The 15,176-nt window shown below is 73.6% G+C and carries 12 protein-coding genes; 7 read left to right on the top strand and 5 right to left on the bottom strand.

The genetic code is table 11. The features are described 5' to 3' along the window. Positions 1 to 82 precede the first annotated feature (82 nt). The 6 genes from GT045_RS22405 to GT045_RS22380 all read left to right on the top strand — a co-directional run bounded on the left by GT045_RS22405 (position 83) and on the right by GT045_RS22380 (position 8,521). Complete coding sequence (locus GT045_RS22405; RefSeq protein ID WP_161335227.1) at positions 83 to 340, top strand: phosphopantetheine-binding protein; 258 nt, start codon at positions 83 to 85, stop codon at positions 338 to 340. Beyond that, positions 327 to 5,024 (top strand): amino acid adenylation domain-containing protein, encoded by a 4,698-nt coding sequence (locus GT045_RS22400; RefSeq protein ID WP_345942721.1) that lies wholly within the window; start codon positions 327 to 329, stop codon positions 5,022 to 5,024. Before GT045_RS22405 ends, GT045_RS22400 begins: the two co-directional genes overlap by 14 nt. A 106-nt stretch (positions 5,025 to 5,130) precedes the next feature. Continuing rightward, positions 5,131 to 6,168 (top strand): ABC transporter substrate-binding protein, encoded by a 1,038-nt coding sequence (locus tag GT045_RS22395; RefSeq protein WP_161335226.1) that lies wholly within the window; start codon positions 5,131 to 5,133, stop codon positions 6,166 to 6,168. A 65-nt stretch (positions 6,169 to 6,233) separates the two neighbouring features. Then, positions 6,234 to 7,196 carry an iron ABC transporter permease gene (locus GT045_RS22390; protein WP_161335239.1) on the top strand — a complete coding sequence of 321 codons (963 nt, stop codon included), beginning with the start codon at positions 6,234 to 6,236 and terminating at the stop codon, positions 7,194 to 7,196. A gap of 3 nt (positions 7,197 to 7,199) precedes the next feature. Further along, entirely contained in the window at positions 7,200 to 7,985 is a 786-nt protein-coding gene (locus GT045_RS22385; protein ID WP_161293223.1) for an ABC transporter ATP-binding protein, read from the top strand. A gap of 110 nt (positions 7,986 to 8,095) precedes the next feature. Then, complete coding sequence (locus GT045_RS22380) at positions 8,096 to 8,521, top strand: DUF6003 family protein (RefSeq protein WP_161293225.1); 426 nt, start codon at positions 8,096 to 8,098, stop codon at positions 8,519 to 8,521. 147 nt (positions 8,522 to 8,668) lie between these two features. Here the strand turns inward: GT045_RS22380 and GT045_RS39020 are convergent, their stop codons facing one another. The 5 genes from GT045_RS39020 to GT045_RS22360 form a co-directional block, all read right to left on the bottom strand. Further along, positions 8,669 to 8,872: a hypothetical protein gene (locus tag GT045_RS39020; protein ID WP_202528715.1), complete on the bottom strand. Its 204-nt coding sequence runs from the start codon at positions 8,870 to 8,872 to the stop codon at positions 8,669 to 8,671. Between the two features lie 132 nt (positions 8,873 to 9,004). Next, positions 9,005 to 10,102, bottom strand: coding sequence for a hypothetical protein (locus GT045_RS22375; protein ID WP_161335225.1), 1,098 nt, complete (start codon positions 10,100 to 10,102; stop codon positions 9,005 to 9,007). 78 nt (positions 10,103 to 10,180) lie between these two features. Continuing rightward, positions 10,181 to 11,365 (bottom strand): cytochrome P450, encoded by a 1,185-nt coding sequence (locus GT045_RS22370; protein WP_161288865.1) that lies wholly within the window; start codon positions 11,363 to 11,365, stop codon positions 10,181 to 10,183. 24 nt (positions 11,366 to 11,389) lie between these two features. After that, positions 11,390 to 12,757 carry an FAD-dependent oxidoreductase gene (locus GT045_RS22365; protein ID WP_161335224.1) on the bottom strand — a complete coding sequence of 456 codons (1,368 nt, stop codon included), beginning with the start codon at positions 12,755 to 12,757 and terminating at the stop codon, positions 11,390 to 11,392. Further along, on the bottom strand, positions 12,747 to 12,956 hold the full coding sequence (locus GT045_RS22360; protein ID WP_161288869.1) for a ferredoxin: 210 nt from the start codon (positions 12,954 to 12,956) through the stop codon (positions 12,747 to 12,749). The genes GT045_RS22365 and GT045_RS22360 overlap by 11 nt, the downstream gene beginning before the upstream one ends. A gap of 474 nt (positions 12,957 to 13,430) precedes the next feature. Here GT045_RS22360 and GT045_RS22355 point away from each other — a divergent pair, with 474 nt between their 5' ends. Further along, positions 13,431 to 15,116: a hypothetical protein gene (locus GT045_RS22355; RefSeq protein ID WP_161335223.1), complete on the top strand. Its 1,686-nt coding sequence runs from the start codon at positions 13,431 to 13,433 to the stop codon at positions 15,114 to 15,116. The last annotated feature ends 60 nt before the right edge of the window (positions 15,117 to 15,176 follow it).

Raw genomic sequence — 15,176 nt, 5'->3', positions numbered from 1 at the left:
ACACGCCGTGCGGGTACACCGGCACAGGCCGTGCGGGTACACCGGCACTGGCCGTGCGGGAACACCGAAACAGAGAGAACCCATGCCTGAACCCCTCACCCCCGAAAGCTTCCGCGCCGACCTCGCGGAGTTCCTGTATCTGCGGCCCGAAGAAGTCGACCTGGAGGAAAGCCCGTTGAGCGCGGGACTCGACTCGCTGCGCATCGTCACCCTGCTCGAACGCTGGCAGGCCGCGGGCGCGGACGTCAGCTTCGTGGACCTCGCCGAACGCACCTCCTTCGCCCAGTGGTGGCGGCTGCTGGACGAACGGCGGGGAGGTACGGCACGTGCCGACACCTGAGCCCGTGCGCCGCCACCGGCTGCTGGCCGCCCAGGAAGGCATCTGGACCGGCCAGCAACTCGACCCCGGCAGCCCCGCCTACAACACGGCCGAGTACGTACGCGTCGAAGGCCCGGTGGACGCCGGAACCTTCGGCGCCGCGCTCCGTCACGTGGTCGCCGAGACCGAGGCCCTCAACGTCGTGTACGCCGTGGACGGCGAAGGCCGGCCCTGGGAGGTCGAAAAGCCTTGCCCGGCATGGCAGTTGTACACGGCCGACCTCACCGGCGAGCCGGACCCGCACGCCGCCGCCCTCGCCTGGATGGCCGCCGACCTGGCCCGTGCGGTGGACCTCACCCGCGACCCCGTCTTCGGGCACGCCCTGCTGAGGACGGCGGGCGACCGGTACCTCTGGTACCACCGCGTCCACCACATCGCCCTCGACGGCTTCGGCCTCTCCCTGGTGGCCCGCCGGGTGGCCCAGGTCTACACGGCCCTCATGGCGGGGGCACCCGTCCCCGGCAGCGGCTTCGGATCCCTGGAGGCCGTGCGCGCGGAGGAGGCCGCCTACCGGGCATCCGCCCGTCACGCCGAGGACCGCGCCTACTGGAGCGACCGCTTCGCGGACCGGCCCCCGGTGGCCACCCCGGCGGGCCGCTCCGCGCTGCCCTCCCGCACCTTCCTCCGCCGCGTCACCGACCTGGACGCGGCCCGGGCCGACGCCCTGCGCGCGGTGGCCCGTGAGCTGTCGGTGACCTGGTCCGAGGTCCTGCTCGCGGCGACCGTGGCCCAGCTGCACCGCGTCACCAGAGCGCCCGAGATCGTCCTGAGCCTGCCGGCGATGGGCCGCCTCGGTTCCGTGTCGCTGCGCGTACCGGCCATGGTCCGCAACATCCTGCCGTTGCGTGTGGCCGTCCGCGCGGGCGACAGCCCGCGCGACCTCGCCGGCCGCGTCTCCCGCGAACTGCGCGCCGGCCTGCCGCACCAGCGCTACCGCTACGAGCAACTGCGTCGCGACCTGAGGCTGGTGGGCGGCGGACGCCGGCTCTCCGGACCCGGCGTCAACATCATGCCGTTCGCGTACGACCTGCGGTTCGCCGGGCACGCCAGCACCGTCCACAACGTGTCCGCGGGCCCCGTGGACGACCTCGCGGTCAACGTGTACGACCGCTTCGACGGCACCGGCCTGCGCATCGCGGTGGACGCCAACCCCGGCCTGTACGGGGAGACGGACGTCGCCGTCTTCCAAGAGGGCCTGCTCGCCCTGCTCGACGAGGCGATGACGACCCCCGACACCCCCCTCGGCCCGGCCCCGCACCGTCCGGTGAGCCCCGTCCTCGACGGTGCCCAGCACCCGGCCCGGGCCCATCCGGTGAGTCCCGTCCTCGACGGCTCCCCGCGCCCGGCCCCGTACCGTTCGGTGGGTCCCGCTCCTGACGGCTCCCCGCGCCCGGCCCCGTACCGTTCGGTGGGTCCCGTCCTCGACGGCTCCCCGCGCCCGGCCCTGGACCGTCCGGTGAGCCCCGCCCCCCGCAGCGCCCCGCACCCGGCGCCCGACCCTGCCGTGAGCCCGGGCCGCCACCATCCCGATCCACCGGCCGCCGTGACGGTTCTGGACGGTGGTCCGCTGCCCGCTCCCGCCCGCCCCGTCCTGAGTCTCATCGCCGACCACGCCGCCCGGCGCGGCACGGCCGTCGCCGTGGAGCACGCGGGGCAACGCCTCACCTACGCCCGGCTCTTCCGCCGCGCCCGCGGCACGGCCCGCCGTCTGGCCTCCCGGGGCGTCGGCCGGGGCGACCTGGTGGCCGTGGCACTGCCCCGGGGCACCGAGGCCGTCACCGCGATCCTCGGCGTGCTGCTGTCGGGCGCGGCCTACTGCCCCGTCGACCCGGCCGCCCCGGCCGAGCGGACCGCGCTGCTGATGAGCGAGGCCGCACCCGCACTGGTCATCACCACCCGCGCCGGTGCGGGCACCTTCGCGGGTACGCCCGTCCTCGCTGCCGACGAACCGGAACCCGCGCCCGCCCGGGGCCCGGCCCCGCCACGGCCGGTCCCGCCATGGCCGGCACCGCACGACCCCGCCTACGTCATCCACACCTCCGGCTCCACCGGTCGCCCCAAAGGCGTCGAGATCGGCCACGGCGCCCTCGCGCACTTCGTGGCGGGTGCCACCCGGCGCTACGGCCTGCGCCGCGAGGACCGGGTGCTGCAGTTCGCGCCGCTGCACTTCGACGCCAGCGTGGAGGAACTGTTTCTCACCCTGTGCGCGGGCGCCACCCTCGTCATCCGGACCGACGAGATGACGCAGTCGGTCCCGCGGTTCCTGGCCGACTGCGCACGCCTCGACATCAGTGTCCTGGACCTGCCCACCGCCTACTGGCACGAACTGGCCTGCACCCTCTCGACCGGCACAGCCGTCCTGCCCGCGGGGGTACGCGCCGTCGTCATCGGCGGTGAGCCGGCGCTGCCCGAACGGGCGGAGCGCTGGCGCAAGGCCGTCGGCACGTCGGTCGCGCTGTTCAACACGTACGGCCCGACCGAGGCGACGGTGGTCGCCACGGTCGCCGACCTGCACGATCCCGCGCTCGCCCCCGGCGACGTACCCATCGGACTGCCGCTGCCCGGCACCCGGGCCGCCGTCGTCGCCGGGGAGCTGTATCTCCTCGGCGACAACCTGGCCCTCGGCTACCGAGGCGCCGGGCCCGCGGAGGACGCCCGGTTCGCCTCCCTCGCCGCACTGCCCGGAGGACCTCGCGCCTACCGCACGGGTGACCTGGTGCACGTCGGCGAGGACGGGCGACTGCGCTTCCGCGGCCGGGCGGACGACGAGTTCAAGATCAGTGGGCACCGGGTGCATCCCGCCGAGGTCGAGAACGCCCTGCTGACCCACCCGCGCGTCGTCGCGGCCGCGGTCGTCGGACAGACCCTGCCCGACGGCAGCCGAAGCCTGGTGGCCCACCTGGTCGCCGGGTCACCGGCCCCCTCCGCCGCCGAGGTGCGGGCTCACCTGCGCACGAGGCTGCCGGCGGCGATGATCCCCTCCGCCGTCGAACTCCACGACCACCTGCCCCGCACGGGATCCGGCAAGATCGACCGGCAGGCGCTGCGCACACCCGTGCACCCCGAGGCCCCCACCGCCGGCAGCCCGCTGGAGCGCATCGTCGGCATCTGGCAGCGCTCCCTGGGAAACGCCGCCGTCACCGCCGCCGACGACGTCTTCGACCTGGGCGCACACTCCCTCCAGGCCATCCAGGTCGCCAACCGGATCGGCATCGAACTCGACCGCGACATCCGGGTCGCCTGGCTCTTCCAGTACCCCACCCCGGCCGAACTCGCCCGCTTCCTCGACGACCGGCCGCTCACCCCGGCCGGTCTCCCGGTACCCCTGCTCGACGACCGGTCAACCACCCCAACGGCCGGTCTACCGGCGCCCCTGCTCGACGGCCGGCCAACCGCCCCGGCCAGTCTCCCGGCGCCCCTGCCCGACGGCCGGTCAACCACCCCGGCCGGTCTCCCGGCGCCCCTGCTGGACGACGCCGTCCTCGATCCGGACGTCCGTCCGGGCACGCGGCGCGGCCCGGCCGTTCCCCGGCGCATCCTGCTGACCGGAGCCACCGGCTTCGTCGGCGCGCACCTGCTGGCGGAACTCCTCACGGCCACGGCAGCCGAGATCGTCTGCGCCGTTCGCGCGGGCACCACCGGCGAGGCCGAACGCCGCCTCGACCGGGCCCTGGAACACCACGACCTCGCACTCCCGCAGGCGGTGCGCCGGCGCGTCACCGCCGTCCCCTGCGACCTCGCCCGCCCCGGCCTCGGCCTGAGGCCGGACGTCCTCGGCGAACTCGCCGACACCTGCGACGCGTTCTTCCACAACGCGGCGACGGTCAGCATCCTGCGCGAGTACGGCACCCTGCGTGCGGCGAACACCGAGTCCACCCGGCAGCTGCTGCGCCTGGCCGCGGCACGCGCCGTTCCCCTCCACTACGTCTCCACGCTCTCGGTGGCTCCGCCCGCGAGCCACCGGCCGGAGGTACCGGAAGCCTTCCTGCCGCCCCACGCCGGTCTGCGGTACGGCTACCAGCAGTCGAAGTGGGCCTCCGAACGCCTCCTGGAACAGGCCGCCGAGCGCGGACTGCCGGTCAGCGTGCACCGCCTGGGCCGGGTGGTCGGACCGCCCGGTACCGGATACGTCAACGCGCACGACTTCCTGTGGAGCGTGCTGCGCGCGGGCATCCCGGCGGGGATCGTCCCGGAACTCTTCGAGGACGAGATCTGGACACCGGTGGACTACGTCGCCAAGGCCGTGGTGCACCTCGGCCTCCATGCCACCGGCCCCGTGTTCCACCACGCGGCCGTACCACGCACGCGGCTGAGCGACCTCTACGACTGGGTCGAGGAGTACGGCTACCCGCTGCGCCGACTGCCGCTGCCCGAATGGCGCGACGCGCTGCCCCGCACGGCCGGGGCCGCCGCCACCACGCTCGCCTTCTTCGACTCGCACACGACGAGCGGGAGCGACGCCCCCGACCTGCGCCTCGGGCATGTCCACACCGACAACGTCCGCACCGGGCTGCGCGGCAGCGGCATCAGCTGCCCGCCGGTCGGCCGGGACCTCGTGTTCCGGTACCTCGACCGGTGCGTGGCCACGGGGGACCTGCCCGCACCGGCCCGGGGAGAGCCTCGTCCGGCGCCTCCCGCGAAATAGTCGGTCCCGCCGGGAACCCGAGGCCACGGCGCCACGACTACTGGAACGCGACACCACCGAGTGGAACGCGACACCCCCGAGCCCCGCACGCACGCAAGGAGCCAGCATGTCCCGTCAACGGCCGGTCGCCACAGCCCTGGCCGCGGCCCTCTGCCTGCTCACGGCGGCCTGTGCCGACTCCTCGAAGGACGAGAACCGCAGCGGCGGACGGACCGAGGCCGCCTCGAGGAGCGGATACCCGGTCACCCTCGACAACTGCGGCCGGACCGAGACCTTCGAGAAGGCACCCAGCCGCGTGGTCGTGATGAACGGCGCCTCGGTCGCGGAGGTCTCCACGCTCCTCGCCCTCGGCCTCGGCGACACGATCGTGGCCAACCAGCAGTCGTACGGCATGAGCGAGGTCCCCGGCCGGGCCGAGGCCATCAAGGCACTGCCCACCGGCGGCATCAGACTCAACGACGCCTACGACATCCCCCGCGAGGCCATGCTCGGCCTGCGCCCGGACCTGGTGCTGTCCACGACGTCGTACGGCTTCGACGAGAAGAACGGCTTCGCCACCCGTGACCAGCTGCGGCAGGTGGCGGCCGACACGTACGTCTCCCCGCAGGGCTGCGGACAGGACACCTCGAAGATGACCGTCGCCGACAGCTACACGCTGCTGCGGGACATGGGAAGGATCTTCCACGTCTCCGACCGCGCGGAGAAGCTGATCGCCGCGTCCGAGAAGCACATCCGCGAGGTCTCCGCCAAGGTCAGGGGCGAGAAGCCACCCAAGGTGATGGTGGTCTTCTCCAACATGTCCATGGGCGGCAACGCCTTCAGCTCCGTCGTCGCCCACGGCATCTACAACGACATCCTCGCCAAGGCCGGCGGCACCAACGCCTTCGAGTCGGCCGCCGAGACCTCCTTCGCCGACCTGAGCAAGGAGAAGGTGGCCGCCACCGATGTCGACGCGCTCGTCGTCATCGGCTACGACGACCCCGACCCCGCGGCCTACGCCGAGAAACTGCTGAAGGAGTTCCCCCAGTGGCCGGCCGCAGAGAAGAACACGTACGTGGTCCTGTCCGACTCGATGTACCTCGGCCCCAGCAACGACCTGGCGGTCGAGAAGATCGCGAAGACGCTGCACCCCGACGCTTTCTGACCGGGCCGACCAGCCTGCGGTTCGCCTTGGCCGCGACCGTCCTGCCCGTCGCGCTGATCGCCGCCATGACCGTGGCGATCAGCATCGGATCGGTCACCGTCCCGCTGGGCGACGTGTGGGGCATCGTCTGGCACCACGTCACCGGCCACGGCGCCTCCGGCGACCTCGCCACCGACCAGATCGTGTGGGACTTCCGCACGCCCCGAGTGGTGCTGGCGGCCCTGGCCGGCGCGGGCCTGGCCGTGTCGGGAGCGGTGCTGCAGACCGTGGTGGCCAATCCGCTCGCCGACCCCATCGTCCTCGGCTTCTCCTACGGCGCCACGCTCGGCGCGGTACTGGTGATCACCCTCGGCGCGGGCGCGTCCTTCGCCGGGCTCGGGGTGTCGGCGGCGGCCTTCCTCGGCGCCGTGGCGGCGGGCGCGCTCGTGTTCGCGCTCGGCCGGCGACGCGGCCGGATGGCCCCGACCCGGCTGGTCCTCGCCGGGGTCGCGGTCGGCTACGTCTTCCTCTCGGCGACGAGCTACGTCCAGTTGCAGGCGACGCCGACCGAGCTGCGCACGGTGATGTTCTGGATGCTGGGCAGTGTCGCGGGCGCCCAGTGGAGCCTGCTGCCCACCGTCGCGGTGGTGGTGCTGGCCGGCACCCTCCTCCTCACCCTCTTCGGCCGACGGCTCAACGTCCTGCTGGCCGGGGACGACTCCGCCACCGCGCTCGGTGTCGACGTCGACCGGCTGCGCGCGGTGCTGCTGGTGCTCAGCGCGCTGCTGACCGGGACCGTCATCGCCGTGGCCGGCAGCATCGGGTTCGTCGGCCTGATGGTCCCCCACCTGGTGCGCCTCACCCTCGGCGCCGACCACCGCCGGCTGCTGCCGCTCACCGCCCTGCTCGGCGCGCTCTACCTGGTCCTGGTCGATCTGCTCTCCCGCACCCTCGACCGCCCCAACGAGCTTCCACTGGGCATCCTCACCGCTCTGCTGGGCGCCCCCTTCTTCCTGTGGCTGCTGCGCCGCAACAAGGGCCTGGACTGAAGCATGGAACTCACCGTCGACGGCCTCCACGTCACCCTGGACCGCAACCCGATCCTCCGCGGTGTGAGCCTGCGGGCGCACCCGGGGGACATCGTCGGCCTCGTCGGCCCCAACGGCAGCGGCAAGTCCACCCTGTTGCGGGCCGTGTACCGCTCGCTCCGCCCCGCCGCGGGGGTGGTCCGGGTCGGCGAGCATGACGTGTGGGCCCTGTCCCCGCGAGCGGCGGCCCGCCGCACCGCCGCCGTCCTGCAGGACACCACCGGCGACACCTCCGGCCTGACCGTCACCGAGATCGTCGCGCTCGGTCGCGCCCCCCACCACGGCCTGCTGGGGCGGGACGGCGCCGAGGACCACCGGGCCGTGGCCGAGGCCATCGACCGCTGCGGCGTACGACCGTACGCGGACCGGGACTTCGCGTCCCTGTCCGGCGGGGAACGCCAACGCGTACTGCTGGCGCGGGCCCTGGCGCAGAACCCCCGACTGCTCGTGCTCGACGAGCTGACCAACCACCTCGACATCCGCGCCCGATTCGAACTGCTGGACCTGATCCGGGCCACCGGCGTGACCACCCTCGCGGTCCTCCACGACCTCGACCTGGCGGCCCGCCTCTGCGACCACCTGGTCGTCCTGCACGAAGGGGCCGTGGTGACGGCCGGCCCGGTCCTGGACGTCCTGTCCCCACGGCTCCTGGCCCACGTCTTCGGCGTACACGCCCATGCCGAGCGCCACGCCGACGGCGTCGTCCGGATCATCTACGCGGCTCGGCCCCTCACCGGGATCACGGGCTGACGCCCGGCCGGGGCCATGGTTACCGCCACCGTGAGACAGTGTGCGCTATGCGGACGCAAACGGGGTAAAGGGACGGCGAACGGCCGACAAGGTGTGACGAGGAGACAGCCATGACCGACGACGCTTACCTGTTTCTCGTGGACGATCCCGCGGAGCGGATCGGGGTGCCACCGGCCGAGGTGGGGCCCCTCGCCTGCATGGAGACGCCCGCGGTGCGCGCCTGGCTCGACGCCCAGGGCGTGTCGGCGCTGTCCCCGCGACTGCGGCTGATGCCCCCCGAGGAGACCGGGGCCATCGAGGCGGATGCGGAACGGCTGCCGGTCCCGTTGGGCGAGGAGGAGTTGAGCCGGCTGCGTCACGGGACGGCTCCGAAGGCGCTGGTGGGGATCGAGGGCGAACTGCTCGCCTACCGGGACTGCGCCGAGGGACGCGACGAGCTGCTCACCCGTGCCCTGGCCGCGGGCGTCGCGCCGCACCGCATCGCCGAACTCACCGGTGAGGACCCGGCAGTGGTGCGGGCCGCGGCGACCAGCTGACCGAGTTCCGCCCACCCGCTCGCCACCGGCCATGCGGCGGCAGCGGGCCCGGCGCGGCCTCACGTGGCCTGGTCGTGCGGCGGGAGCGGGTCCGGCGCGGCCTCGTGGCCTGGTCATGCGGGCGGCGGGAGTGGGTCCGGCGCGGCCTCACGTGGCCTGGTCGCGCGGCGGGGCAGGGACCGTGACACCACGACGATCCGGCGACCGCGGCGGTGGTCGCCGCCGCTGTGTCCGGCTTCCCGGGCCCTCCCACAGGAGCCGGGTCGCGAGACGGTAGGCAACGGTGACGTCCTGGTAGTCGGCGCCCGGTTCGACCTCGTCGGGCAGGTGGGTCCGGTCGCTGTGGCTCATGGAGTGCCGCCTCCCGCCGCCGGGGAACCGGACGGCGGTGCGGGGTTCCGCCGCGAAACGCAGACGGTCGGCGCGGACCATCGCCCCGAACGAGATGTCCCACGACGGGCCAGGCGCCTCCTCGACGCCCGTTCAGGGCGGCTCCTCACGCTCCCCGGCGGTACGGCGGCGACCGGGCCGGGGCGGCAGTTTGCCGTCCTCCGCGCGGACCCGGCGGGTGCGGGTGCCGCTCTGCTTCCGGACGGCCCGGTCCCCGCCCTCGTCCGTGGCCGCACGCGCAGCACCGCGTCCGGCCGCCCCCGCCCGGCGTGCGGTACGGGCCGCCGAGGCCGGGGTGCCGGTGACCGCTCGGCTCCCCTCGCGTACCGTCCCACCTGCCGCTTCCGCCACGTCCGAAGCCCCCTCGGTCACGCTCCCGGCGGCATCGGTGACCTCCTCGCCGGCCCGCCCGACAACCCGGCCCGCCTCCCCGCCGACGTCCTCCACGACGCTCCCGGCACCCCGGCCGACGTCCTCCGCCACGGAGCCGACGCCACCGCCGACGTCCTCCACGACGCTCCGGGCACCCCGCCCGACGTCCTGCACGGCACCTCCGGCACCCCGCCCGACGTCCTTTACGGCCGTCGCCGCGCCCCGGCCCACGTCCTGCACGGCCGCCCCCGCGCCCGAGCCGACGTCCTGGACGGCCCGGCCGGCACCCGTGCCCAGTTCGCCGATGGCGTGCCGGGCCCCGCCACCGACGTCCTGGACGGCGGACCCGACACCCCGCGCCAGCTCGTGCAGGATCTCCGGGTTGCGGTCGAGCGTGGTCAGCACCCGGTCGATGATCAGCGCGACGTTGTCGAGACGCACCTTGAGCTGGGCCTGTGCCTCCACCCCCGAGATGCCCAGATGCACCCGTCCGAGCGACACGTCGGCGCCCACGTTCAGTTTCAGCAGGTCGAGCACCTCGGCCTGCAACGAGACATGCGCGCGCAGATCCTCGACGTCCAGATCGATCTCGTCGACCTTCAGCACGGGGACGTCGAGATAGACGTCGGGTGCCCCGTCCGCCGCGAGCCGGCCCCCGGCCACCGCGCCTTCGTACGGCTCCTCGTCGTACGGCCCGGGCTCTTCGTCGTACGGCCCGGGCTCGGCGTACTCGTCCGCGTACGCACCGGCATCGTCGCCGTCGTACTCGCCGCCCTCCTCGATGGGCTCCTCGTCACTCTCGGCGTTGCCGTGCGTCACCGTGCCTCCGCAGGTTGCCCGTCCGTCCGTCGCGTCCATTTTGGGGCAGTTGGTCCTTCGGTGCGCGATCAGGTGTTCTCACAGCTGTACGGGCAGGTGGCGCGGCCCGCGCAGCATGGCGTTCTGCCGGTACGGGGGCGGGTCCTGGACCAGGGCGGCGGTGCCGAGGCGGGGCAGCAGCGCGGCGAGCGCGGACTGCGCCTCGATGCGGGCGAGGGGGGCGCCGTAACAGAGGTGGATGCCGCTGCCGAAACCGAAGTGCTGGTTGTCCGCCCGGGTGGGGTCGAACCGGTCGGGGTCGGTGAACCGCTGGGGATCGCGGTTGCCCGAGGCCAGGACCAGGATGACGGGGGTGCCCCGGTCCAGTGTGGTGCCGGCGACCTCGATGGCGGTGAGAGGGACGCGCTCGCGCATGTGGACCGGGGGTTCGTAGCGCAGCATCTCCTCGACCGCTCGCGGCAGCAGCTCGGGTTCGCGGCGCAGCCGGTCCAGGTGCTCGGGCCGGCGCAGGAGGGTGAGGACGCCGTTGGTGATGAGGTTGACCGTCGTCTCGTGCCCGGCGATGAACAGCAGGATGGTGGTCTCCGCCAGTTCCTCCTGGGTGAGGCGCAGGTCCGGGTCCGGTTCGTTGACGAAGGCGGAGAGCAGATCCCCGCTCGGCTTGCCGCGGCGCTGCTCGGCGAGGTCCACCAGGTAGCCGCCCATCTCGACCCGCGCCCGGTCGCCCGCCTCGCGGATCTCGGGTGTGTTCTCGCCGGGCCGGACGTCGGCGGCTGCGACCAGGGCGTCCGACCAGGCCCGGAACAGCGGCTCGTCCTCGTGGGGCACGCCGAGCAGGCGGCAGATCACGGTGACGGGCAGCGGGTAGGCGAAGTCGTCGACGATGTCGATCCGCCGGCCCGCCTCGAAGGGCTCCAGCAGTTCCCGGGTGATCCGGTCGATCTCGCCGCGCATGGCGTCGATCCGTGCCGGGCTGTGCGGGGGCCCGAAGGGCCGCATGGCCAGGGTGCGCAGTCTGTGGTGCTCGGGATCGTCGAGCCGCAGGAACGGCGGCTTGACCGTCGCCTCGGTGCGGATCCGGGGATCGGCACTCATCCGCGGGTCATGGAGCAGGGCGGCGACCTCGTAGTAGGTGCCGACCAGCCAGCTGCCGTCCGCCTGCCGGACCACGGGACCGGTCTCCCGCAGCTCCCTGTACAGCGGGTAGGGGTCGGGGCGGCTCGCGTAGTCGGTGATGCGTGCCAGCAGGGTCTCGGAGTCCATGATCGGTTCCTCGTCGTGGGGGGATCAGCGGGTGGGCGGCACCACGGCGAGCCGGCGGTCGGGCAGGTATCCGGTGAGCGCCACGGTGGGGCCGTGGGAGAGCACGGAGGGGTCCGGCACTTCGGAGGGGACCGGGACGTCGGCCGCGATCGCCCGGTCGGCCGCGCCGGGCGGGGGCGGGAACGGAGCGGCGGTCTCGATCAGGTGCCGGTAGTAGTCCAGCGACTTGGCCATGTCGACGGTGACCGCCGCGGTGACCCGCCCCTGGTAGCCGTAGACCATGGCCAGGCGGCGTGCCTCCAGGGAACCCTGGGCGATGACGACGTGGTCGGAGTAGGTGGGCACGCCGACGGACTTGATGTTGAGTCCGAACTGGGTCGACCAGAACGTGGGAATGGCCAGGTGTGGACGCTGCAACGGCCCGGGGCTGACCATGTTGTGGGCCGCCACCTCGGCCTGTTCGACCGCGTTGCCCCAGTGCTCCAGGGACAGCATCTGGTAGCCGAACAGCGGGTGCGGGAACCGGGAGACGTCGCCGGCCACGAAGACGTCGTCGGTGACGATCCCGTACATGGTGAAGGCGCGGCAGCCGGCGTCACAGGCGATCCCGCGCGGGCCCGCCGCCAGGCCCGACTCGGCCAGCCACTCGACATTGCGGACCGCGCCCAGCGCCACCACGCACACGTCGGCGTCGACGCGGCTGCCGTCGGACAGCTGCGCGCCGGTGAAGCTGCCGTTCCCCTGCAGGGCGGTCACCGTCACCCCCGTGCGCAGGTCCACCCCGTTGTTGCGCTGCATGACGGCGGCCAGCTTCGACAGGGTGCCGCCGAGGGCGCCCACCAGCGGAGCCGGTCCGCGTTCGGCGACGGTGACGTCGAGGCCCAGCTCCCGGCAGGCGGAGGCGATCTCCGAGCCGGTGAAGCCGCCGCCGATCACCAGGACCCGTTCTGGTCCGGCGGCCAGCCGCTCGGCCAGCCCACCGGCGTCCTCGCGGGTGCGCAGGGTGAAGACGCCGTCCAGGCCGGCCTCGTCCGGGTCGGGCCAGGGGCGGGCCCGGGTGCCGGTGGTGATGAGCAGCCGGTCGTACGGCAGTGACCCGCCGTCCTCCAGCAGCACCTGTTTCGCCAGCAGGTCCACACCGGTGGCGCGGACGCCCAGACGCCACTCGGCGTCCGGGTCCCGGCGCATCGGCAGCCCGGTGGTGTCCGCCGTCGCCTGCCCGAGCAGTACCTGTTTGGACAGCGGCGGCCGGTCGTAGGGCGGGTGGGGTTCGTCCCCGACCACGGTCAGCGAGCCGGTGAAGCCTTCCTCGCGCAGCGCCTCCGCCGCTCTCAGTCCGGCCAGCGACGCGCCGACGACGACGATCCGGCCGCCCTTGAGGTCATCGGGCACCGCCGCTCACCTCTTCCCCGAGGAGAATGGCCTGCACCGGGCACGCCGCCGCGGCCTGGCGCACGCGCTCCACCTGGTCGTCGGGGACGGCCGTGGCGTACAGCAGCCCCTCCTCGCCGTGCAGCTCGAACACAGCGGGGGCGAGGAACACGCACTGTGCGTAGCCCTGGCAGCGTGTGAGGTCGACAACGGTCTGCATCGTCCACCACTTCCTCCGTCGGCACGCCCCCCTCCTCTCCAGCATGGCGGCAGGGTCCGGGCCTCGCACGGCCACGCCGGAGGCGGTGGTCCCGGCCCCCCCCGCGGGGCCGCCCGGCCGGCTCACCGGGTGGCAGGCGGCGACGGCCGTGGCGGCACGGTGGACGAGGTGGACACCCCTCGCCGACAGGCGGGTTGTGTGCCCGTGACGCTCAAGTCACCTTCCGGTGGGCGGAGATGGCGGGAGTGTGCGGGCCCCGGTGCCGTACGACGGCAGGCGACCGTGTCCCGGCCGCGTCCCGACGACGTCCGGCCGCGCGTCGGCCCGGCCGGGCAAGTCCGCGTGGGGACGGCCCTCCGTGACGGCTCTGTGATGCTTCCACGGGCAACGAAGGAAGCTCCCCGCTTGTCCGACGGGTGAGTGCTCGGTCACGCAGCACTCCGTCCAACTCCTTCGTGCGACAAGGAGGCGTCGATGAGACGTCCCGCCCGCAGCTCCGTCTTCCGGGCAACGCTGGGACTCGCGGCGGCCGTCGCCCTGGCTGCCGGGTCGAGTGCCGTGATGCCCGCGCTGGCCGCCGACGGCGACCCGCTGCCGGTGAGGATCACCGGCGAGAGCCTCGTGGATCTCTCCCTCCAGGGCGACGACGGTGACCCCGCGGAGCCGCAGATCACCCTGCGGCTCGCGGCACCCGGCAGCGACGAGCCCGGTGACGACGGTGAGGTGCCCGTGGTCCACCAGGGCCACTACAGGATCAGGATCGATGCCGGGGGACTGGCGGGCGTCGCACAGGTGAAACTCCCCTGCGCCACGAGCGGTTGGACCGCCACCTGCGAGGGCGACCGGATCCGCGCCGGGGAGAGGTCCAATCCGGTCGGCGGCATCCGCCTGGACGTCGGCGCCGACGGCGCGCCGAGGCGATTCGGCGAGATCACGGTCACCGGCGAAGGCGACGGCGTCGCGTTCGCGCCCCTGCACATCCAGGTGGTGGTGAGCGACTCGAAGATCGTGAGTCACGAACTGCCCACGCCGGCCGTCGGCGTGGGCGGCACCTGGCAGGCACCGCTCGGCCTGCGCAACGCCGGCCGCACGCCGGCGGACGGCGTCGTCCTGCGCTTCCGGGGCACACGCGGGCTCGGTTTCCCCGACAGCTACGGCAACTGCGCCTACCGGCACACCACCGACGGCCCCCTGCAGGGCCAGGGAACCGACGCGATCTGCACCTTCTCCGGCACCTACGAGGCGGGCGCGGCCTACGAGGTGACGGAGCCTCTGAAGGTGAAGACCGCCGCGTTCGCGCTGAACGACCTGTTCACCTACAGCTTCGCCCCGGCCGACGCCCAGCGGGCGAAGGCCCTCCGGGCGACCGGCGGATACACCCCCGGCACCGGCGCGCCGATGACCCTGAGGAGACTCCCGGCCACGCCCTCGGGCGGCTATTCGAGCAAGGGCACGACATGGCTGCCCTCGGACAACTCCTACGACATCCTGATCACCGGCGACTCGGCACGGGGCGCGGCGGGCGACAAGGTCGCGGTGGACGTCGGCTTCCGCAACCTCGGCCCCGCCTGGGTCCGGGGGCTCGAACCGCCGGACGACGACCCGATGCTCATCGAGGTCTCCATGCCGCCGGGCACGACCGCGACCAGGATCCCCGACGACTGCCGGCCGGCCCGCCTCGACGACGGCTCGGAGGGCTACGGGTGCCAGGTGCGCACTCCGGTCCTGGAAGACGCACGGCTCACCTTCCCGTTCGAGCTGCGCATCGACAAGGCCGTGGAGAACGCCAAGGGCAAGATCAGGATGCAGCCCTTCGACTACCCCGGTGAGCCCGACCAGGACAACAACACGGCGTGGATCGTCCTCAACGCCACCGACGGCGGCGGGACCACGGAAGGATCCTCCGGCGACCCGTCGGCCGAACCCGTCCCCAGCGCCTCGGGCACGCCCACGGCCGGCCCCGGCACCGCGGGCGGCGACACGTCCGGCTCCACCGGCGTGACCGGTGACGGCGACTCGTCCTCCGCCGGTGGCACGTCCGGCGGTGGTCTCGCGACGACCGGCACCGGCGGAATCCTGTTCCTGGGCGGCGCCGCGGTCCTCGTCGCCGGACTGGGCGCGGTGCTGGTCGTGGTCGTACGCCGCAGGTCCGCGGGCTGACGCTGGGCCGGCCCGGTCGTCCCGAGCGGTGCAGGCGGCGCCCGCGCCACCGCCCGGGAC

Origin of the sequence: Streptomyces sp. SID486 (assembly GCF_009865385.1) — a bacterium.
Lineage (GTDB): Bacteria > Actinomycetota > Actinomycetes > Streptomycetales > Streptomycetaceae > Streptomyces.
The sequence above is the reverse complement of the archived record's forward strand: the minus strand, read 5'-3'. Positions and strand labels throughout refer to the sequence as shown.

What these genes read in the sequence shown, in the direction of transcription:
- GT045_RS22405 (WP_161335227.1), top strand. Translation starts at nt 83, where the DNA reads ATGCCTGAACCCCTCACCCCCGAAAGCTTCCGCGCCGACCTCGCGGAG.
- GT045_RS22355 (WP_161335223.1), top strand. Translation starts at nt 13,431, where the DNA reads ATGAGACGTCCCGCCCGCAGCTCCGTCTTCCGGGCAACGCTGGGACTC.
- GT045_RS22385 (WP_161293223.1), top strand. Translation starts at nt 7,200, where the DNA reads ATGGAACTCACCGTCGACGGCCTCCACGTCACCCTGGACCGCAACCCG.
- GT045_RS22380 (WP_161293225.1), top strand. Translation starts at nt 8,096, where the DNA reads ATGACCGACGACGCTTACCTGTTTCTCGTGGACGATCCCGCGGAGCGG.
- GT045_RS22370 (WP_161288865.1), bottom strand. Translation starts at nt 11,365, where the DNA reads ATGGACTCCGAGACCCTGCTGGCACGCATCACCGACTACGCGAGCCGC.
- GT045_RS22390 (WP_161335239.1), top strand. Translation starts at nt 6,234, where the DNA reads ATGACCGTGGCGATCAGCATCGGATCGGTCACCGTCCCGCTGGGCGAC.
- GT045_RS22395 (WP_161335226.1), top strand. Translation starts at nt 5,131, where the DNA reads ATGTCCCGTCAACGGCCGGTCGCCACAGCCCTGGCCGCGGCCCTCTGC.
- GT045_RS39020 (WP_202528715.1), bottom strand. Translation starts at nt 8,872, where the DNA reads ATGAGCCACAGCGACCGGACCCACCTGCCCGACGAGGTCGAACCGGGC.
- GT045_RS22360 (WP_161288869.1), bottom strand. Translation starts at nt 12,956, where the DNA reads ATGCAGACCGTTGTCGACCTCACACGCTGCCAGGGCTACGCACAGTGC.